Source organism: Planctomycetota bacterium, assembly GCA_039819165.1.
In the GTDB taxonomy this organism is placed as follows: domain Bacteria; phylum Planctomycetota; class Phycisphaerae; order Phycisphaerales; family UBA1924; genus JAHCJI01.
In genome coordinates, this window is record JBCBSM010000001.1 from 1,582,032 (window position 1) to 1,601,580 (window position 19,549).

General features: G+C 71.1%; 16 protein-coding genes. 7 read left to right on the forward strand and 9 right to left on the reverse strand.

Annotation, left to right across the window (positions count from 1 at the left end):
• Positions 1–109: 109 nt before the first annotated feature.
• Positions 110–1,243 (reverse strand): CPBP family intramembrane glutamic endopeptidase, encoded by a 1,134-nt coding sequence (locus tag AAFX79_06830; protein MEO1008263.1) that lies wholly within the window; start codon positions 1,241–1,243, stop codon positions 110–112.
• Between AAFX79_06830 and AAFX79_06835 the strand changes: the two genes are divergently transcribed.
• Entirely contained in the window at positions 1,221–2,039 is an 819-nt protein-coding gene (locus AAFX79_06835) for an indole-3-glycerol phosphate synthase TrpC (protein ID MEO1008264.1), read from the forward strand. The two genes, AAFX79_06830 and AAFX79_06835, sit on opposite strands and share 23 nt — an antisense overlap.
• 194 nt (positions 2,040–2,233) lie before the next feature.
• Entirely contained in the window at positions 2,234–3,637 is a 1,404-nt protein-coding gene (locus AAFX79_06840) for a TlpA disulfide reductase family protein (GenBank protein MEO1008265.1), read from the forward strand.
• A gap of 102 nt (positions 3,638–3,739) precedes the next feature.
• Here the strand turns inward: AAFX79_06840 and ppdK are convergent, their stop codons facing one another.
• The gene (gene ppdK / locus AAFX79_06845) at positions 3,740–6,370 is read right to left on the reverse strand and encodes a pyruvate, phosphate dikinase (protein MEO1008266.1); all 2,631 of its coding nucleotides are present in this window, start codon (positions 6,368–6,370) and stop codon (positions 3,740–3,742) included.
• A gap of 326 nt (positions 6,371–6,696) precedes the next feature.
• Between ppdK and AAFX79_06850 the strand changes: the two genes are divergently transcribed.
• Together AAFX79_06850 and AAFX79_06855 are read left to right on the forward strand one after the other, a co-directional pair.
• Positions 6,697–7,935: a chorismate-binding protein gene (locus AAFX79_06850; protein MEO1008267.1), complete on the forward strand. Its 1,239-nt coding sequence runs from the start codon at positions 6,697–6,699 to the stop codon at positions 7,933–7,935.
• Positions 7,932–8,429, forward strand: a complete 498-nt coding sequence (locus tag AAFX79_06855) for an NUDIX hydrolase (protein MEO1008268.1) — start codon at positions 7,932–7,934, stop codon at positions 8,427–8,429. The genes AAFX79_06850 and AAFX79_06855 overlap by 4 nt, the downstream gene beginning before the upstream one ends.
• Before the next feature lie 10 nt (positions 8,430–8,439).
• Here the strand turns inward: AAFX79_06855 and AAFX79_06860 are convergent, their stop codons facing one another.
• The gene (locus tag AAFX79_06860) at positions 8,440–9,564 is read right to left on the reverse strand and encodes a glycosyltransferase (protein ID MEO1008269.1); all 1,125 of its coding nucleotides are present in this window, start codon (positions 9,562–9,564) and stop codon (positions 8,440–8,442) included.
• The gene (locus AAFX79_06865) at positions 9,561–11,237 is read right to left on the reverse strand and encodes a PfkB family carbohydrate kinase (GenBank protein MEO1008270.1); all 1,677 of its coding nucleotides are present in this window, start codon (positions 11,235–11,237) and stop codon (positions 9,561–9,563) included. Before AAFX79_06865 ends, AAFX79_06860 begins: the two co-directional genes overlap by 4 nt.
• 135 nt (positions 11,238–11,372) lie before the next feature.
• Here AAFX79_06865 and AAFX79_06870 point away from each other — a divergent pair, with 135 nt between their 5' ends.
• Both AAFX79_06870 and AAFX79_06875 read left to right on the forward strand, forming a co-directional pair.
• Positions 11,373–12,758 carry a glycosyltransferase family 4 protein gene (locus tag AAFX79_06870; protein ID MEO1008271.1) on the forward strand — a complete coding sequence of 462 codons (1,386 nt, stop codon included), beginning with the start codon at positions 11,373–11,375 and terminating at the stop codon, positions 12,756–12,758.
• A 93-nt stretch (positions 12,759–12,851) separates the two neighbouring features.
• Positions 12,852–13,196 carry a PilZ domain-containing protein gene (locus tag AAFX79_06875; GenBank protein MEO1008272.1) on the forward strand — a complete coding sequence of 115 codons (345 nt, stop codon included), beginning with the start codon at positions 12,852–12,854 and terminating at the stop codon, positions 13,194–13,196.
• Positions 13,197–13,263: 67 nt separating this feature from the next.
• Here the strand turns inward: AAFX79_06875 and AAFX79_06880 are convergent, their stop codons facing one another.
• Positions 13,264–13,683, reverse strand: a complete 420-nt coding sequence (locus tag AAFX79_06880; protein ID MEO1008273.1) for an HU family DNA-binding protein — start codon at positions 13,681–13,683, stop codon at positions 13,264–13,266.
• A gap of 163 nt (positions 13,684–13,846) precedes the next feature.
• Positions 13,847–14,653, reverse strand: a complete 807-nt coding sequence (locus AAFX79_06885) for a TIGR00730 family Rossman fold protein (GenBank protein ID MEO1008274.1) — start codon at positions 14,651–14,653, stop codon at positions 13,847–13,849.
• A 28-nt stretch (positions 14,654–14,681) separates the two neighbouring features.
• Here AAFX79_06885 and AAFX79_06890 point away from each other — a divergent pair, with 28 nt between their 5' ends.
• A complete protein-coding gene (locus AAFX79_06890) occupies positions 14,682–16,013 on the forward strand; it encodes a folylpolyglutamate synthase/dihydrofolate synthase family protein (GenBank protein ID MEO1008275.1) in 1,332 nt (443 codons plus the stop codon).
• A 9-nt stretch (positions 16,014–16,022) separates the two neighbouring features.
• Here the strand turns inward: AAFX79_06890 and AAFX79_06895 are convergent, their stop codons facing one another.
• The 3 genes from AAFX79_06895 to AAFX79_06905 form a co-directional block, all read right to left on the reverse strand.
• Positions 16,023–17,822 (reverse strand): GC-type dockerin domain-anchored protein, encoded by a 1,800-nt coding sequence (locus AAFX79_06895; GenBank protein MEO1008276.1) that lies wholly within the window; start codon positions 17,820–17,822, stop codon positions 16,023–16,025.
• Between the two features lie 170 nt (positions 17,823–17,992).
• Positions 17,993–18,667, reverse strand: coding sequence for a DUF2306 domain-containing protein (locus AAFX79_06900; GenBank protein ID MEO1008277.1), 675 nt, complete (start codon positions 18,665–18,667; stop codon positions 17,993–17,995).
• A 157-nt stretch (positions 18,668–18,824) separates the two neighbouring features.
• Positions 18,825–19,430, reverse strand: a complete 606-nt coding sequence (locus tag AAFX79_06905; protein ID MEO1008278.1) for a hypothetical protein — start codon at positions 19,428–19,430, stop codon at positions 18,825–18,827.
• Positions 19,431–19,549: the final 119 nt, after the last annotated feature.

Below are 19,549 nucleotides of genomic sequence, written 5' to 3' on the forward strand. Positions count from 1 at the left end.
CCGATGCCCCGGCTCCCTCCAACCCAAATAGCGGAATTCGGCGGCCGGCGTTAGCGGCAACGCCCGATAGCTCCGCACACGCCCGGGCAAACCCGACCGCCGCGGGCCACTAGGGGCCCCGGGCCGGGGCCGGGGCCGGGGGCTGCGGCTGGGTTGCGGGCGGCGGGCCGCCCGCCTGGGCCTCCGACGCGGGTTGCGGAGCCGGCTCCGGCGAGATCACCCACAGCGTCAGCGCGATCTGGAGCGCGTTGAAGGCCGCGTGCATCGTGATGGGCACCCCGACGCCCTTAAACCGCTCGTAGGCGATGCCGATCGCCAGCCCGAGCACCATCAGCGTGGGGATCTGGTGCCACGGCACCGTGTCGCCGATGCGATGCACCAGCCCGAAGATCACCGCCGTCAGGATGATGGCCGTCCACGCCGACCCGAACAGCCGGAGCAGCCCGGTCTGGATGAACGCGCGGTAGATCAGCTCCTCGATGATCGCCACGCCGATCACCGCGCAGCCGATGAGCACCCAGGCCCACGGATCGCCCGCGTGGTCCTGGATGAGCCGCAGCGTCGGATGGGCCACCTGCTCGACGACCTCGCCCGACGACGACTCGTACACCTGTACCGACAGCTCGGCCGCCGCGCTCACCAGCGGGAACGCGAGCAGGAACGCGACGATGCCGATCGGGATGTCCTGGGGCCCGAAACGCATGCCCTCGTCGTGCTCGCGGCGATTGAGCAGGAAGACCATCACGCCGCCGGCGAACACGCCGAACAGCACCGCGCCCAGCTGCGTCAGCGCCTCCTCACGGATCTCGCTCCGCGGCAGCGATTGCACGGGCACCTGGTTGCTCGCGGCCTTCTCCCAGAGGTCCGGAATCTGCGCGAACACCTGGGCACCGAAGATCTGCGCCGAGATCACCACGAAGGCGCCGAAGAGCCACACGGGCCACGCGTACGCCTTGACGTCCCGCAGCCCCTTGCGCTGGAACGAGCCCGGCCGCACGATGTCGGCCAGCAGCAGGATGACCACGACGAGCGGCGCCGCCACGCGGATGCTGATCGCCAGCCAGTCCGAGAGCGTGAGCGCCTCGACGCCACGGCCCGGGGGCGGAGGCGTCTGGACCTGCGCGAGCGTTGCCGGCGGTGCCCCCGTGGCCGACTGCGCCATCGCGACCGCCTGGGCGGCGGCCTCCGACGCCATCCCTAGCCCGCCAACAATCGCGGCGATGCCAAGCACCCTCAGCGACATCGTCGAGCACAAGCACCGAGAGATCGACGCGCTGCTGCGGATGCACCCGCCCGGCGAGCTCGAGCACGCCGCGAGGGCCGCGCCCCCGGCCCGGCCGCTGCCCGAGTTCCCCACCGACGATCCGCTGGCCATCATCGCCGAAATCAAACGCATGAGCCCCTCCGCCGGCCCGATCCGCCCCGAGGGCTTCGACCCCCAGGACCTGGCGGTTCGCTACGCGCAGCACGGCGCATCGGCGATCTCCTGCCTAACCGACGAAAAGTTCTTCGGCGGCTCGCTGGCCGATCTCACCGCCGCTCGGTCGGCCTGCGGGGTCCCCCTGCTCCGCAAGGACTTCGTGCTCCACCCCGCCCAGATCGCCCAGGCCCGGGCCGCCCACGCCGACGCGGTGCTGCTGATCGCCGAGTGCCTGCCGGACGACGGCCTGCTGGCCGACCTCCGTCGCGCCGCGGCCGACCTGGGCATGTCCGTGCTGCTGGAGTGCCACGACACCGCCCAGGCCCGGCGGCTCGCCGGCCTGCTCGACTCGGGCGCGATCTCGGCCGACGGGCTGCTGCTGGGGATCAACAACCGCAACCTTTCCACGATGACCACCGATCTGCGGCACGGCATCGCGATGGCGCCGATCCTGGCGGGCCGGGCACCGCTGGTGGCCGAGTCCGGCATCCGAACGCACGCCGATCTGGTCCGGCTCGGCGAGGCGGGGTTCGCCTGGGCGCTGGTCGGCGAGCACCTGATGCGGCAGCCCGATCCGGGCCTCGCACTGGCCGGCATGCTGCGGCCCGGGGGCGGCTGAGCGTCCTATAACCATTGGACTGTCGCGGCTCTCCGGCCGGAAGACGCCGGCGCCCAAAGCTACCATGGTGGCTCGCCGACGGGAACGCAGGCCGGTGCGCATCGCGGGGAGTCGGTGCGGCGGCCCGCGGCCGGCGGCCCCTCGTGGGACGATCCGCGGAACACCACAGAGAGAGTGACCCCAAGGAGGCTTCCATGCTCGCCCGTGATACCCGACCCGTCCGCCGGCCGACCGGCTGGCTCGCCGCCATCGCGGCCATCGCGCTGCTCGCGATGCCCGCCGTCGCCCAGGAGGACGCCGGCGGCGAGGCCGATCGCCCCCGCTCGGAGGCCGAGCTGAGGCTGCTCGAAGCCCGCGAGGCCATCCAGAAGCTCGAGAGCCTGAACTACAAGGCCAACATCTCGAGCGAGGGCGCCCTGCTCGGCGCCATCGAGCAGGTCGACATCGAGGTCTGGCTCCGCCGGCAGGGCGAACCGCCCGCCGCCCAGTGGGACCACCGCCGCCAGGGCGACGCCCGGCTGCTGGGCATCGGCGATGTCCGCTTCGACATCGGCCGGCTCGGCACCGTGACGTCCTACATCGACCACGAGCGGCGGATCAAGAACATCCGCTTCCATCGCGCCGCAAGGCACAAGACCATCACCGTCGCCGACTCCGCCTGGATCACCGAGCTGATCGTCGACCAGCCCTTCGCCCGCGAGCTGGACGGCCCCGATTCGCAGCACGAACTCATCATCGGCGGCGACACCGTGGGCGAGGTCGTGTGCGACGTCGTCGTCGTGGACATGGGCGAGCAGCGGCCCACCATCCGCTGGTCCATCGCCCAGAGCGACGACTTGCCCCGCCGCATGGACATGCGGCTCAACGAGAGCAACCGCAAGGTCCTTACCGTCACCAGCCTGACCAAGAACCCCGAGCTGCCCGACTCGTTCTTCGAGCCCGAGCGGCCCGCAGGATACGCCCAAAACGACCAGAGCGCCCGGGCTCGGCAGGCCCGCGGCGCCCAGCAGCAGCGGCAGGCGCCGACCTACCCCGAGGCCCAGTCCTTCGACGTCGAGATCGTCGCCGGACCGCGCGAGGGCCAGAACGTCACCCTGGGTGACCTGGCCGAACGCGTCGTCGTCCTGGACTTCTGGGCCAGCTGGTCGGGCGCGTCGAAGCAGTCGCGCGGCGACATCCAGAAGGTGCACGAGGCCTTCGAGGACCAGCCCGTCACCGTCCTGAGCCTGCCGTGGCGCGAGCGGCGGCCCGATGCCGCCCGCAAGGCCCGCGACGCGGCCGGCGGCACCTACGACATGGCCGCCAGTGCCGATGAGGTCGCGATGGCCTACGGCATCGAGGCCTTCCCCACGGTCATCATCGTCGACCAGCAGCAGCGGGTTGTCGACGGCATCGCCGAGTACAACCCCGACACCTTCCTCGAGACGCTGACCGCGGCCATCCAGAAGGCGCTGGACGGCGGCTACGACGTCATCGAGGAGGCGGGCCAGGCGGCCAGTGGCCAGCTGGGCGGCGGAAACACGGGTGGTGGAAATAGCGGTGGTGGAAACACCGGCGGCGGAAACTCGGGCGGCGGAAACTCGGGCGGCGGAAACTAGCCACGCTCGACTCCCCATCGAGCACTCCGAGAATACAGCAGAACAAAGAAGAGCCCGCGGCAAACGCCGCGGGCTCTTTCCTTCCCTCGTTCTTGGCTTGGATCAGCCGCCGTGCATCAGCGCCGCCTGCGCCGCGGCGAGCCGGGCGATGGGCACGCGGAAGGGCGAGCAGCTGACGTAGTCCAGGCCGATCTTATGGCAGAAGTGCACGCTGCTAGGGTCGCCGCCGTGCTCGCCGCACACGCCGATCTTGATCTGGTCGTTCTCGGCGCGGCCCTTCTCGATGGCCATCTCCAGCAACATGCCCACGCCGTCGGCGTCGAGCTGCTGGAAGGGATCGGCCGGCAGCAGCTCCTTGGCCACGTACTCGGGCAGGAAGGAGGCCGAGTCGTCGCGGCTGTAGCCGAAGGTCATCTGCGTCAGGTCGTTGGTGCCGAAGCTGAAGAAGTCGGCCTGCTCGGCGATCTCGTCGGCGGTGAGCGCGGCGCGGGGCACCTCGATCATCGTGCCGATCTTGATGTTGAGCGCGCTCTTGATGTCGTTCTCGGCCCGCACGTCGTGGATGGTCTGCTCGACCAGGCTTCGGAGGTGCGACAGCTCCTTGGCCGTGCCGACCAGCGGGATCATGATCTCGGGCATCGCCTTGATCTTGTTGTGCTGGCAGTTGATCATCGCCTCGACGATTGCCCGCACCTGCATCGTGAGGATCTCGGGGTAGGTCACCGCCAGGCGGCAGCCGCGATGGCCCAGCATCGGGTTCATCTCGTGCAGCTGCGAGACACGCTGCTGGATCTTCTTGGCCGGCACGCCCAGACCCTTGGCGACCTCCTTGATCGTCTCGGCGTCGTGCGGCAGGAACTCGTGCAGCGGCGGGTCCAGCAACCGGATGGTCACCGGCAGGCCCTTCATGGCCGTGAAGATGCCGATGAAGTCATCCCGCTGGAAGGGCAGCAGCGTGTCGAGCGCCTCCTCGCGGGCCTCCTGGGTCTCGGCCAGGATCATCTCTCGCATCGCGCTGATCCGCTCGCCCTCGAAGAACATGTGCTCGGTGCGGCACAGCCCGATGCCCTGGGCGCCGAAATCCCGCGCGCGGCGAGCGTCCTCGGGCGTGTCGGCGTTGGTGCGGACCAGCAGCGTGCGGTGCTTGTCGGCCCAGCGCATGATCTTGGCGAAGTCGCCGCTGAGCTTGGGCTCGGTCGTTGGGATCGCGCCGGCCATGACCTCGCCGGTCGAGCCGTCGATCGAGATGACGTCCTTGCGGGTGAAGGTCTTGCCGTTCACCGTGAAGCTGCCCTTCTTGGGATCGATGAGCACATCGCTGGCGCCGGCGACGCAGCACTTGCCCCAGCCGCGGGCGACCACGGCCGCGTGGCTGGTCATGCCGCCCGTGCTGGTCAGGATGCCCACGGCCGAGTGCATGCCGTCGACGTCCTCGGGGCTGGTCTCCTTGCGGACGAGGATGACGTCCTCGCCCTCATGGGCCCGCTCGACGGCCTCGTCGGCGGTGAACGCGGGCTTGCCCACCGAGGCGCCGGGCGACGCCGGCAGGCCGCGGGTCAGCACCGCGTTCTTGGGCTTGGCCCCTGGATCAAAACTCGGTAGCAGGAGCTGGATGAGGTCGGCCGCGGGGATTCGCAGCAGCGCCTCCTCCTCGGAGATCAGCCGCTCCTTGACCATGTCGCAGGCAATCCGCACCGCCGCCATGCCCGTCCGCTTGCCGCCGCGGGTCTGGAGCATGAACAGGGTGCCGTTCTCGATGGTGAACTCGATGTCCTGCATGTCCTTGTAGTGCTTCTCGAGCGTGCCCTTGATGCCCAGCAGCTGCTGGAACACCTTGTTGTTCCACTTGGGCATCTCCTCGACGGGCTGGGGCGTGCGGATGCCGGCCACCACGTCCTCGCCCTGGGCGTTCACCAGGAACTCGCCGTAGAACTTGTTCTCGCCCGTGCTCGGGTTGCGCGTGAAGGCGACGCCCGTGCCCGAGTCCTCGCCCATGTTGCCGTAGACCATCGCCTGGATGTTGACGGCCGTCCCGTGGAGCCCGCTGATGCCGCTCAGCCGGCGGTAGCTGATGGCGCGATCGGCCTTCCAGCTCTTGAAGACCGCCTCGATCGCCAGCTCGAGCTGCTTGCTGGGGTTCTGGGGGAACTCGTCCCCCACGCTCTTGCGGTAGACCTTCTTGTAGCTCTCGGCCAGCTCGACGATGCCCTGCTCAGGCACGTCGTTGTCGGTCTTGGCGTTGTACTTGAGCTTGATCTTGTCGAAGGCCCGCTCGAAGACCTCGTGGCCCACGCCCATCACCACGTCGCCGAACATGTTGATCAGCCGGCGGTAGGCGTCGTAGGCGAAGCGGCGGTTGCCCGTCACGCGGGCCAGGCCCTCGACGGCCTCGTCGGTCAGTCCCAGGTTCAGGATGGTGTCCATCATGCCGGGCATCGAGACCGCGGCGCCCGAGCGCACCGAGACGAGCAGCGGGTTGTCGGGGTTGCCGAACTCCCGCTTCATCTCCTTGGCCACCAGCGACATGTTCTGGTGCACCTCGTTCATGAGGCCGTGCGGCAGCCGCTTGCCGCTCTCGTAGTACTTCGCGCAGGTGTCGGTGGTGATGGTGAAGCCCGGCGGCACGGGCAGGCCGATGGAGGTCATCTCGGCGAGGTTGGCCCCCTTGCCGCCGACGAGGTCCCGCAGCGTGCCGTTGGCCTCGGTCTTGGACTTGCCGAAGTAGTAGACCATCTTGGCGTCGCGGGGCCGGCCGCCGACGTTGGGCCTGGCCTTCTTGACGACCGGCGACTTCTTGGTGGTCTTGGCGGCGTGGCGCTTCGAGGTCTTGGTGGGTGGGGCCATCGGCGCGTCCTATGGTCGGGCGTTATTCGGTACCACAACTCCGGCCGGTCGCGCGACCGGGCCGTGCCTAGCGTCGAGGTTTGCTGCTCAGCGGGGCTGCCGCCGGCCGATTCGCCGCTGGGAGCCAATCCTAGAAGACCATGGCCGGGATGGCGAGCGTCCCACGGCGGCGAAAGCCCCCGCACGCTACGACTGCCGCAAGGAAACACGCCCACGTGCCAGCCCCCGCCGCCCGGCCCATCCCAAGCCCGCCGCCCTCGCCGAGGTCCGATCCAAGGTCCGCTGCGCCCGTCGCCGCGCTGTGGCGAGATGGCGCCCTCCGCGGCGGCCCCATCGAGGCGTGGTCGCCCGTGCACCCCGATCGGCTCCTCCCGCCGGCCGGCCGCCGCTGGATCGGGGCCATCTGCTACGAGATCGGCCACGCCCTCGAGCCCACGAGCACCGCCCACCGGCCCGGCAGCCCGCCCGCCGGTCCCCGCATCGATCCGATCTGGGGCTACGGGGGCTGGTGCGGCCTCACCCCTAGCTCTGGAAGCGAGGCCATTCCCGCCGCCGGCGTGCCGGAATCGCCCGGTGGCTACGCCCTCGGCCCGCTCCGCAGCCGCACCGGCCGCTCGCGATACACGGCGGCGGCGGCCGAGGCCATCCGGCTCGTGCACGCCGGCGACGCCTACCAGGTCAACCTCGCCCACCCGCTCGTCGGCCGCTTCGAGGGCTGCCCGCGGGCGCTCTTCGCCGACCTTGCCGCCGCGGCCGATCCCGCCTTTGGCTGCTACGCCGAATTGCCTCCGCTGCCCGACGGACGGCGACGCTGCATCCTGGGCCTCAGCCCCGAATTGCTGCTCCGCTACGACGCCGCCACCCGTCGGCTGACGACCGAGCCGATGAAGGGCACCCGCCCGCAGTCCCGCCACGCCCGCCGCGACCTCGAGCACGCCGCCAAGGACCGGGCCGAGCTGGCGATGATCGTCGACCTGATGCGCAACGACCTGGGCCGCGTGGCGGAGGTCGGCAGCGTCCGCGTCGACCAGCCCCGCCGCGTCGATCGCCACGGCCGCGATGCCGCGGGCGTGTGGCAGGCGAGCGCCCGCGTGTCGGCCACGCTGCGGCGCAAGCTCTCGCTGCACGACGCACTGCGTGCAGTGCTGCCCGCCGGCTCGATCACGGGCGCGCCAAAGGTGCGCGCGATGCAGGCCATCCACGCTCTCGAGAACGAACCCCGGGGCGCCTACTGCGGCGCCATCGGCTCCATCGACGAACGTGGCAACGCCGAGCTGGCCGTGGGCATCCGCACCGCCACGATCGCCGGCGATCGGTTCCGCTACTGGGTCGGCGCGGGCATCGTGGCCGACTCGGATCCCCACGCGGAGTGGTCCGAGACGCTCGCGAAGGCGGCACCGCTGCGGGCCATCGGCGTCGAGATCGAGGACGACGCCGGCGGCGACGCACCATGATCCCCAAGGTGCGGACCGACATCATCGACGCCTACGTCTTCCGCCGAACGGGCGGGTCCGCCGAGTTCCTGCAGCTGCGTCGCGTCGGCGAGCCCCTGGCGCGGACGTGGCAGCCGGTCATGGGCCACGTCGAGGCCGGCGAAACCGCTGCCAGCTGCGCCCGCCGAGAGCTGCTCGAGGAGGTCGGCCTGCGACCCGACGACCCGCGGTGGCTCGGCTTCTGGCAGCTCGAGCAGGTGCACCCCTACTTCGTGGCCGCGCTCGACGCCGTGGTGCTGTCGCCGCGGTTCGCCGCGGAGGTCTCCCCGGTGTGGGCGCCGGATCTTCTGGGCGATCCGCAGCACAACGGCAGCCGATGGGTGCCCCACCGCGACGTGTCCGCGCGATTCATGTGGCCCGGCCAGGTCGCCGCCTGCGACGAGATCGTGCAGGGCATCCTGCCTCCCGATTCGCTGTGCGAGCCGCACCTCAGGCTGCCCAAGTACTCGGGCTAGGCCGAGATCGTCACGCGAGCGATGGCGCCCGCTGGCGTGAGGCCGCGTACCGCTGCGCGAACGTCCACGGCGCGAGCACCCGATCGTCGTCGCTGCGCAGGAAGGTGTCGACCGCGTCGAGCATCGGCCCGGGCGACATCGTTGCGATCGCCAATCGGTCCGCGCGATCGGCGTCGCCGACGATCTCGACGCCCGCGTCGCGCAGCGCGCGCTCGACCGCCCACGCGTGCTTGCCGGCCTCCACGAGGGCGGCCGTCGCGAACGGCCGCTCTTGGAGCGCCGCGGCGATCGCCTCTCGGGCGTGGTGCAGGCCCGTGAACCGCTCGAAGTGCGCACGGCTCAGCGGCTCTCGGACCAGCGACCTCCGCGCCGAGCGCAGTTCGGCGAGGCCCTGCGCGAAGCCGTCGACCGCGTCCTCCTTGCGCGCGATCCACGCGCAGCGACGGATGTGGTCGCGTCGGAGCGATCGTCGCTCGGCGTCGGGCGTCGTTCGCTCGATGAGCACCCCCGCGTTGCGGGTCAGCAGCCGCAGCATGCGATCCAGGTCGCGGTTGGTGGGCGTCTTGTGGTGCAGCACGCGGAATACGGTGGAGGCCTCCAGCCGCCAGCCCGCCGCGATGAGCCGCGCGCACAGGTCGGGCTCCTCGGCCGCGAAGAAGATCGCCGGGTCGTAGCCGCCCACGCCCAGGTACGCCTCGCGGCGGACGGCCGCCCCGCACCCCACGAGCACCTCGGGCAGCCCGCCCCGCTCCCGCGAGCCGTCGGGCAGCGTGACGTCGGCGAGCACGGCGGCGACGCCATCGTCCACGCGATCCAGCACGTCCAGGAAGCCGAGATCGAGCGGCGCGCTGTCGTCGTCGAGCATCACGAGCCACGCGCTGCGGGCCCGCTCGGCGGCCGCGTTGCGCGCGGCGGCGGCGATGTTCTCCGGCAGCGTCACGACCTCGACGTGCAGCTCCGTTTGCGGCAGCCACTCGTGGATCGGCGGATCGGACGCGTTGTCGGCCAGCACGACCTCGGCGACGCTCGGATCGTCGCGGTGCAGCTCGTCGAGCGTGCGCAGCGTCCGGGTCAGCTCGTCGCGACGGTTGCGGGTGCAGGTGACGTAGCTGACGCGGGTGGCGAGACGGGTCACGAAGCGGCTCGCGCCGCGGCGGCATCGGGCGCGGTATGCACCAGCGGCGAGGGCTCGTGGTAGACCAGGTGCGCATCGTGCAGCCGGACGACCGACTCGCGGAGGTCGACGGCCGACACCGCCGCGTAGCCGGGCCGCTGGAGCGCCGCGGCCTCGGCCATGGCGCCGAAGACGGCCGCGGTGATGGGCTCCAGGGCGCGGTCATCGCCACGAGCGCGTCCGCCGACGACGGCGAGCATGGCGGCGGCGAGGATGGCCGCGTCGGCGCCCGTGGCATCCAGGGGCATCGGCGCGAGCGAGGGCACGGGCTGGGCCTGCACCCGGGTCGGCCAGCCGTCGCCGGTGGAGTGCGGCTCGGGCAGGCGATCGAAGGCCAGCAACCCCTCGGCTCCGAGGCCGACGACCGCGGCGTGCGCCCGCGCCGATTCCATGGCCGTCCACGCCGCCGCCGTCAGGCTGCCCGCCGGGTTGCCCACCGCACGGCGGAGTTCGGCCTCGGACGCGCACAGCAGATCCGCGCCCCGCACGCCCAGCAGCGATGCCGCAACGCCCGGCGCGGCGGCGGCCAGGGCGCACCGCCGCTCGTGCAGGGCCGCGCTCAGCCGGTGCATGACCGGGGCGGGCAGCATGCCGAGCCCAAAGTCGGCGATCACGACCGCGGCCCGATCGGCGGCCAGCGCCTGCACGCGGTCGACGAGCGCATCCCGCAGCGACGCATCGAGCGCCATGGGCCGGCAGTGGTCGATGGTGGTGAGCTTCTGCGTGCCGGCGAGGTAGTGCTCGACCACCAGCGGCGGGCCGCCGTCGGCGAGGGCCTCGACCTCGACGCCCGCGGCGGCCAGCCGCTCGCGAAGCTGAACGCCGGGCTCGCCCGCGGGCGGACAGGTCAGCAGCGTGACGCCGAGCCCCATCGCCGCCAGGTGCCTCGCGACGCCCGCGGAACCGCCGTCGAAGCGCCGCTCCTCGGCCGGCCGCAGCGTCATGACGGGCTCGCGCGAGCCCACGCGGGGCGCCTCGCACAGCCGGTAGACTTCGCTCAATGCTTCGCCGACAACCAGCACGCGAGCGCCCTGCGCGGCATCGATCACGCCCGACAGCCGGCCCGCGGGCAGCGCCGGATGCCGCACCAGTGCGCCGAGCGCGCGAGATGCGGCGTCGAGCCCCGTGTTCAGTTCCGACCCCAGAGCCGCGATCAGCGCCGAGGAGCTGAACACCACGTCGCCCGAGGAGAACACGACCCGACCGCCCGAGGCCTCGACGGCGGCCCGCTCGGCCGCGAACCGCGGGTCGTTGTTGGTCTCGTACTCGCGGCCCTTGACGTAGACGTCGGGCTGCACCGCCTCGAGGATGGCCTGGGCGGTCGGCTCCCGCACGATGTGCACAGCGTCGACCATGTCCAGGGCCGCGAGGTTCTCGGCCCGCAGGTGCTCGGGGATGAGCGGCCGGCCCACGCCCTTGGCGACGTCGCGGTCGCCGGTGAGCGTGACCAGCAGCGCGTCGCCCTGCTCGCGGGCCCACCGCAGGTGGCGGACGTGGCCCGGATGCACGATGTCGAAGCAGCCGTGGCACTGCACCAACCGGCGGCCCGCGGAGCGCATGCCCCGCCGCCACGCGAGAATGGACTCTCTCGAGAGGATGCCCCCCGGCGTCGATCTGCCCTGCGGCTCGGCCACGACCGAGCTTATCGGCAGCCTCGGGCCACGCGGCCCACTCCGCGTTCGGGGGACGGTCAAGCCCGCGACACAGATGGACGACACGTAGGTCGCGATAAGCCGGAGGCGGGTCGCGAGAAGCCGGAGGTGCCGCCCATGACGCCCATTTCGGACGCCCTCGTGGTGATCCTGGACGAACGCTCGACGCTCGCCGGCCTGGAGCGGGCGAAGCGGCTTCGGATGGTCTGGACGCTCTGGGAGACCCTGGCAGAGGGCCACGGCCGGCTGCTGGTCGTCACGCACGGCGGGGCCGAGGACGCCCGTCTCGCCCAGGAGCGGGGCGTGACCTGCGTGTGCAACATCCATGGGCTGCTGGCCTACGAGCATCTGGAGCACGCCGCGATGGGCGTCGCCACCGAGCTGCGGGGCTGCGCGACGGCCGTCGTGCAGACCACCGATTTCACCTGCGGGCCGCTGGGTTCGGCCGTCTGCGCCGCCCTGGACCACGCGGGCGTGCGGGTAGGACACGTGGCGGTCGGCAGCGACCTCTCGTCGCGGCAGCAGCTCTACGAATTCGGGCCGACGTCCCGAGCCGCCCGGGAGGCGGCCTTCCGCGAGCACGCCGCCTGCCGCAACGCCCACGTCGTGGTCGCGGGCTGCGACCCCGTGGCCAACGACCTCATCTGGCGCTTCAACCTGCCCGAGGAGCGGGTCCGCATCATCCCCAGCTGCGTGGTGGCCGAGCGGATTCCCGTCGCCACCGAGAGCCGCCCGGGCAATACGTTCGTGGCGTTCGGGCCCGCGACGAAGCGGAGCCGCCTGGACGTCGCCATCGAGTCGGTGGCACTCATGCGGCAGACCGACCTGCCCGACGCCGAGTTGACGATCCTGGGCGAGGGGCCCGAGACGCCCCGGCTCCGCGCGCTGGCCGAGGAGCGAAGCGTGCCGACGCGCTTCGAGAAGCACTTCCGCGGCGAGGAGATCGTCGAGGCCATCGCCAACGCCACCGTGGGGCTCTACACCGGCGCCAACGAGACGCACCCAAGGCCGGTCTTCGAGGCCATGGCGCTGGCAACGCCCATCGTGCTCGCCGCCGATCCGATGTGCGCCCTGGAGATCACGCACGGCGTCACCGGCATTCGGATGACGTGCGAGCCCGAGGCCATCGCGCGGGCGCTCTCGGGCCTGGCGATGGACGCCCCGTGGCGGGACACGCTGGGCCGCACCGGCCGCGAACGGATCCTCCGCGAGCACGGGCTCAAGGGCGTGAGCGACGGGATGCACGAGGCGCACCGGGCCGCCCTGGACGCGGCCGGCCAGGACACCGCGATCACGCTCTCGGGGCTGATCCTGGCCTCCGAGGCCGTGGGCGAACTGCCCGCGGCCCAGGCGGCCCAGGCCTGGGCGGGCGCGATCCGCGATCACGTGGAGCGGCTCGGCCCCTGGGGTACGGGCCATCTGGAGGCCATCCGCGACGCCGTCGAGCGGCTGTGCGCGGAGTCTGCCGACCTGGATCGCCGGTCGGAGCGGCCGGCAGCGTAGTTATCGGGCTTCGCCAATCACCGGCTGCGTCGCGGAAGGCCGGCGGGCCGAGAGACCGATATCCCAAGACGGGACGAATCCCACGAGGACGACATGAGCCACGACACCGAGACCGATCGCCGCCGCCACCGCCGCACGCAGGTGGACCGCCCCGGCAAGGCCTTCCTGCGGCATGCGCTGCGGTACCTGCCGGTGCGGGCGCTGGACGTCTCCGTCGGCGGCATGCTGCTGGAGATCCGCAGCGAGCGGACGCTGAGCCCCGGCGAGAGGCTGGACGTCGTCGTGAGCGACGGCCACGCCGGCCTGGTGGAGTCCTCGGAGGTCGTGCCCGCCACGATCGCCCACGTGCGCAGGACGGCGGGCGGCACGCAGCACGTTGGCTTGGAGTTCCTCGTCGGCGAGCCGGCCGACGCGGCGACGACCGCCGCGGCCGCCTGAGCCCTCCACGCAGCTCCCCCGCAACCCGCGGGACTCTTGATGCACGAACTGATGGGGTGGGCACGCCCTAGGCGTGGCCGGCTGCGACGGGCTGCGGCCGCGGCTCGACGTGGACATGCGGCATCGCATCGTCGGCACGGGCGTGGCCATTGCTATGCACGCCGTCGTGCCGCTCGGCGGCCGGGCAGGCGTCCGCCTCGAGGGCCTCGCGCATCAACCGGCCGACCTTGAAGCGGACGGCCCGCTTTGGCGGGACGGGCACGCGCTCGAGGGTCTTGGGGTTCTGGGCGGTCCGCGCGGCCCGCTGCTTTACCTCGAACACGCCGAAGTCGCGGAGCTCGATGCGGCGACCAAGGCGGACCTCTTCGACGATCTGGTCGAGCACGCCCTGCACGACCGCCTGGACATCGCTGCGCCGCAGCCCGGTGCGGGCCGCGACGCCATCGATGATGTGCTTCTTCGTCACGTTCGGCGCGGTGGCTGGCATGACGACTCCTGTCTCATGGATGGATCGCGGCGACATAACCCACCCGCGGGGCGGGCCTTGCGTGCGTCGGGGGCCGATGGGGATGGGCCCTGCACTCCTCCGCAGGGCAGTATCTCGCTTTTTGCTCCCAGAATCAAATGAGAGTGCATCCGGTTGCCCAGCTTCACCAGGGGATCGTCGGTCCCGGGGCGGCAGCCCCGCCCTGGTGGGGCATTACCCCACGCCGGGTGCCCTCGCCGGTCGCCCGGGCCGCCTGGCCGATGACCCCTGGCAACGCGGTCTGGTAGGTGCCCGCAAGGGCCCGGCGGACGAGCTCCATCGCGTCCTCCGCGTCGTCGACGAGGTGAAAGAGCGTGAGGTCCTCTGGAGAGATGGTCGCGAACTTGTCGCACATGACTTCCCGAATCCAACGAATGGGCTCCCGCCAGAATTCCGAGCCGTAGAGCACGAGCGGGAAGGGCTCGATCTTGAGGGTCTGCATGAGCGTCATGGCCTCGAAGAACTCGTCCATGGTCCCGAAGCCGCCGGGGAAGATCACGAAGGCCCGGGCGTACTTGACGAGCATGACCTTCCGCACGAAGAAGTACTCGAAGGTCAGCTGGTCGGTCTGGTAGGGGTTGGGCGCCTGCTCGCGGGGCAGGGCGATGTTGAGCCCGACGCTGCGGCCGCCGGCCTCCAGCGCGCCGCGATTGGCGGCCTCCATGATGCCCGGGCCACCGCCGGTGATGACCGCCAGGCCCTCGTGTGCAGCGATCGCCGCGAAGCGGCGCGCTGCGGCGTACATCGGGTCGTCCTCGGGCGTGCGGGCCGACCCGAAGACCGTGACCGCGGGCGGCAGCGTCTCGAGGGCCTCGAAGCCCTCGACGAATTCGGCCATGATCTTGAAGACTCGCCAGGAGTCCTCGCCGCGCTGGGGCGCACCGGCGGTCGGACGGGTGTTGGAACTACGCTCGGGGGGGACGGGCGGCATGCGGGGATCGTCGGCGCCCGGGAGCGGAATGCAAGCACCAGCGACCGATTCGTCCTGGACCTTCGACGACGCCGAGGCGTGGCTGGACGCCCGCGTGGACTTCGAGCGGCGGCCCGCGACAACCCCCGACGCCCTGAAGCTCGACCGCATGCGGGCGCTGGCGGCGGCGCTCGGCGACCCGCAGGACCGCGTGCCGGCGATCCACGTGGCGGGCAGCAAGGGCAAGGGCTCGATTACGCGGATGGCGGCGTCGATCCTGTCGGCGGCCGGCCTGAAGACCGGCGCCTTTACCAGCCCCCACCTGGTCTCGGTGCGCGAGCGGATCGCGATCGGCGGCGAGCCCATTGATCCGGGCGGCTTCGCCCGCGCGGCGCGCGGGGTCGCGGCGGTCGAGGATCGCGTGGCCGCATCGCACGGCACGCCGACCTACTTCGAGTGCGTGACGGCCATGGCGATGCGGCACTTCGCCGAGTCGGATTGCGACGCAGCGGTGCTCGAGGTTGGCCTGGGCGGGCGGCTGGATTGCACCAACATCGTCACGCCGCGGGCGTGCGTGCTGGGCGCCATCGAGTTGGAGCACACGCGGATCCTGGGCGACACGCTCGAGGCCGTCGCGGGCGAGAAGGCGGGCATCCTCAAGCCCGGCGTGCCGGCGGTGTGCGTGCCCCAGAGTGATGCGGTGCTCGGCGTATTTCGTGGCGTGGCCGGCCGCGTCGGTGCACGGCTCCTCGTGATTGGCGAGGACATCGAGGTGGCGTCGCGGATGGATGGTGGGCACGCGGCGATCGATCTTGCGATCCACGGGCGTGCGCTGCGCGATCTGCGTGCACCGCTGCCCGGTGCACACCAGGCGTCGAACGCGGCGGCCGCGGTGGCGGCGTGCCTGCTATTCGAGCCCGGGCTCACCGAGACGCAGATCCGGGCCGGGCTCGAGCGCACGCCGCGGGACGGCCGGATGGAGGTGGTCTCGAGGGACCCGATCGTGGTCGTTGATGGTGCGCACACGCCGCTGTCGGTGCGCGCATTGATGGCAACGCTGCGGACCGAGTTTGGCGGCGGACGGACCGTCGTCGTCTTCGGGTGCGCCGCCGACAAGGACATCGACGGCATGCTGCGCGAGTTCGCGGACGCCGGCGTCTCGCTCGTGCTAACGCGGGCGGCGGGCGGCCCGCGGGCCATGCCGGTCGAAGGCCTCGCCGATCGATGCCGGCACACCGGTACCGACTTCGAGGCGGCGGAGCCCGTAGCGGCGGCGATCGAGAGGGCCCGAAAGATGGCGGGCGCACGGGGACTGGTGTGCGCTTGCGGCTCCTACATGGTGGCCGGGGCGGCCAAGATGGCAGCCCGAGCCAGCCGCTAGGGACGGGCGCTACGGACAGCCGAGCGCGAAGGCGTTCTGGAATTCCAGGAAATCGAAGATCGTGAGCACGCCGTCACCGTCGAAGTCGGCGGCGAGGTCGCCCGCATCGAACAGGTTCTGGAACTCCAAGAAGTCGAAGACGGTCAGTTCGCCGTCGCCATCGACGTCGGCGGGGCACGACGAAAGGTCTCGGCCGAAGAGCACGTAGGCCTCGCCGTTGCGGCCTGCGCCGCGGGCGCCGAAGATCACATCGGGCGCACCATCGGCGTTGATGTCGCCGGCGTGGGCCACCGACGCGGCGGCACGCTCGTCCTGCAGGCCGCCGGGCAGCAGGATGCCCTCGCCTTCATCGAAGAAGCGGGCATCGACCTCGGCGGGGAAGCCGGCGGCCCGGCCGAACAGGACGTAGCCCGCGCCGATGTCGCCGTAGCTGTAGTAGGAGTACGGTGGCGTCGCCTCGTAGTAGCCGTAGCCCGGCGCACCCGCGACGAGATCGTCGATGCCGTCGCCGTTGATGTCACCGGCGGAGGCCACGGACCTGCCGAACTCGGCGTTCTTCTCGCCGGTGTTGATGCGGAAGCCGTTGGTGCCGTCGAGCGTCGCGAGCGGGAGCAGGGCCGGGAACCCGCCGCCGTCGCGGCCGAAGACCACGTAGGCCTCGCCGGCGTTGCTCGCGCCCCTATTCGCGCGGGGCGCGCCGATGATGGCGTCGTCGACGCCGTCGCCGTTGACGTCGCCCGCCGCCGCGACCGAGTAGCCGCAGTCGTCGAACCCCGAGATCGGACCGATGCCGAAGCCATCGGTCCCGTCCAGGTCGTCGATGTCGATCCTGGCCGGGAACGCGGGGCCGCCGGTCGCATCGCGGCCGAAGACGACGGCTGCGCCGCGGATGTCGTCGCCTGGTGCGCCGACGATGACGTCGTCGATGCCGTCTCCGTTGGCGTCGAATCCGCCGCCAACGGATTCGCCGGCGCGGCCGAACGACGCGGAACCGTCGATGCGGAAGCCGTTGCCGCCGTCGAGCGTTGCGACGCCGAGTATGCCCGGGAACGTCTCGCCCGCGGTCGAATCGCGGCCGAAGACGACGAAGGCGGCCCCGATTGTCGTCCGCGGCGCACCGACGATGAGGTCGTCGATGCCATCGGCGTTGACGTCGCCCGCGGCCGCTGCGGACGCGCCGAGCTCGAAGACGGCGGTCGTGGCGTCGATGCGGAAACCGCCGCCGCCGAGCGACGCGCCGAGGTCGATCTGGGCCGGGAACGACTCGCCGGCGGTGGAGTCGCGGCCGAAGACGACGTAGGCCGTGCCGAGGCCGACTCCCGGCGCTCCGATCACGATGTCGTCGATGCCGTCGGCGTTGATGTCGCCGGCCGCGGCGACGGCCGTGCCCGCGGCGGCGCGCTCCGAGCCGCCGATCAGCCGGAAGCCGTTGGTGCCGTCGAGGTCGGCGAGATCGATAACCGCCAGGAGGCCGCTACCCGCCGCGGGATCTTGTCCGAACACGACGAAGGCCTCGCCGGCGTCGCGGCGGCCCAGCGGATCGGCGAAGCGGTGTCCGACGAGCACGTCGTCGACGCCGTCGCCGTTGACGTCGCCCGCCGACGACACGGCGTTGCCGATGAAGGCGGGCTCGCTCGTGACGATCGTGACGCCGGTCCCGCCACGACCGACGTCATCAAACGGCAGCACCTGCGGGAAGGGCTGCTCGAGGGGCCCCTGCGCCAATATCGGCGCGGCGAGGCCCACGACCACGACCAGCGCGGTGATCCGCGCCCTCGAATTCCCGCAGGGGGATCCGATCAGGTTCATAATACTCCTCCTTTGCTGTGGTTTATGAGTAGATATCACCTTCACGATATCGGTTTGCGACCGCGAATCCAAGCCTTTTCTGGCTCCGTGCGCAGCTCGTACATCCGGCGCACGGTGGGCGTGCGTGCGGCAGGAGTGCACTTCGTGCGTGCGCGCCGGCGCGGAGTGGATCACGCGGTTGTGGACAGCGTTGCGTGGTGCGCCCGGTGGCTCCTCCACCACAGGAACACTTCCGCGGCGACGAGGTTGGGCAGCCAACTGGTCCACGCCAGCCACGGGTAGTAGACCTCGAAGGGGATGCCGGAGGCGGCGCCCAGTCCGAGTTGGATGCGGAGGGTGACCGCGGCGAGTGCGAGCGCGAAGTTGCGGACCATCCAGCGGCGGTGCGCGACGGCGTCGCGATCGAGGATCGCGCTGAGGGCGGCCGCGCCCGTCAGCAGGAAGGCAACGGCGAGCGTCGCGAAGCCGATCCGGCTCGGCAATCCGCCGAAGGCGCTAAAGGAGAGGATCAGGCCGGCGCCGCCGCCGACGAGCACGCCCAAGCCGAGGTAGGCCCGGCCCATCCATCGGTGCGCGGCGCGCCAGCGGCGGCGGATGGCGGGCAGGAACTGCCAGGGGCCGAGCAGCAGCGTGACCATCGCGCCGAAGATGTGCGCGTAGACGGCGAGGCGGTTGGCCTCGAACGCGGCCCGCATGTCGGGGTGTACGAGCGAGCCGAGCGGACGGAAGCCGTAGGCGTAGATGGCGTAGCCCGCGACGCCGACCGAGCCGGCGGCCATGATGGCGAACGAAAACCTACGGGCCGCCGCACGCCCGCGCGCCGGGACCCGCACGATGGGAGCCATGGGAGAATTATAGTGGCGGATCGCAAGAAACCCCCGGGATTTGCATCGCGGGGTGATGAGCGATTGGAGTGAGGACTCATAACTCATTCGCCGGCGGGCTGGCGAGCAGAGCGTGCGTCGCGCTTGGATGGCAATTGGGGACGGCTGGGCGCTTGGCCTAGTGGTTGCGGCCGCACTCGGGACACGTGACCGTCTGGCGCGGGTAGCTACACCCCGGACACGCTTGTCGCGCGGCGCGGACGAGCGCGATCTGGCTGCGGACGAGGCCGATCGCGAGCATGGCCGGTACGAAGAAGATCGCGATGTTCGCCAGAAGCGGGAGCACGCGAGGGCGGTATGTGACGTGGCCGACTGATTCTCCGTCGAGCGTGAGCGTCCCGCCGGTCCAAGCCAGATCGATGTCCCAGAACGGTTCTGTTCGATGGCCCTCCAGGACGGTGACGGACAGTGGCCAGCCGGCGCGGACGCGGTAGGAATACGCGTCATCGGGAAGGTCTCGTTGTCGCACCACTTCATGCTTGGCGATCGCCGGGAGTTCTTCAAACGAGGCAATGTCGTCCGTGAGGTAGTTAACGAGCATGCGTACCTTGGACAGGATGACGAGATCACCTCCCTCGCGCGACACAACCTTGCCAGTCAGCTCTCGCCAGCGTACTTGTGGCTGCTCTACATCGTCGAATATGACGTACGACACGCGGCCAGCCTGGCGCAGCTGGAATAGGCCGAAGCCCATGACACCTATGGCCGCCGCGATCGCAAGCATGAGCGCGAGCGCCGCGTCGCGTGAAATTCCGCCACCAGGGCATGGGTAGCTCCGGGAGCAACCTCGCTCGTGGGATTCGACGCCTAGGCGAGCGCATGTTCCAACCGGGCGTGATGTGC

Coding starts and splice junctions, on each gene's coding strand:
- AAFX79_06855 (MEO1008268.1), top strand. CDS start 7,932: ATGATCCCCAAGGTGCGGACCGACATCATCGACGCCTACGTCTTCCGC.
- AAFX79_06905 (MEO1008278.1), bottom strand. CDS start 19,430: ATGCTTGCGATCGCGGCGGCCATAGGTGTCATGGGCTTCGGCCTATTC.
- AAFX79_06880 (MEO1008273.1), bottom strand. CDS start 13,683: ATGCCAGCCACCGCGCCGAACGTGACGAAGAAGCACATCATCGATGGC.
- AAFX79_06830 (MEO1008263.1), bottom strand. CDS start 1,243: ATGTCGCTGAGGGTGCTTGGCATCGCCGCGATTGTTGGCGGGCTAGGG.
- AAFX79_06840 (MEO1008265.1), top strand. CDS start 2,234: ATGCTCGCCCGTGATACCCGACCCGTCCGCCGGCCGACCGGCTGGCTC.
- AAFX79_06835 (MEO1008264.1), top strand. CDS start 1,221: ATGCCAAGCACCCTCAGCGACATCGTCGAGCACAAGCACCGAGAGATC.
- AAFX79_06890 (MEO1008275.1), top strand. CDS start 14,682: ATGCAAGCACCAGCGACCGATTCGTCCTGGACCTTCGACGACGCCGAG.
- AAFX79_06875 (MEO1008272.1), top strand. CDS start 12,852: ATGAGCCACGACACCGAGACCGATCGCCGCCGCCACCGCCGCACGCAG.
- AAFX79_06870 (MEO1008271.1), top strand. CDS start 11,373: ATGACGCCCATTTCGGACGCCCTCGTGGTGATCCTGGACGAACGCTCG.
- AAFX79_06885 (MEO1008274.1), bottom strand. CDS start 14,653: ATGCCGCCCGTCCCCCCCGAGCGTAGTTCCAACACCCGTCCGACCGCC.
- AAFX79_06900 (MEO1008277.1), bottom strand. CDS start 18,667: ATGGCTCCCATCGTGCGGGTCCCGGCGCGCGGGCGTGCGGCGGCCCGT.
- ppdK (MEO1008266.1), bottom strand. CDS start 6,370: ATGGTCTACTACTTCGGCAAGTCCAAGACCGAGGCCAACGGCACGCTG.
- AAFX79_06895 (MEO1008276.1), bottom strand. CDS start 17,822: ATGAACCTGATCGGATCCCCCTGCGGGAATTCGAGGGCGCGGATCACC.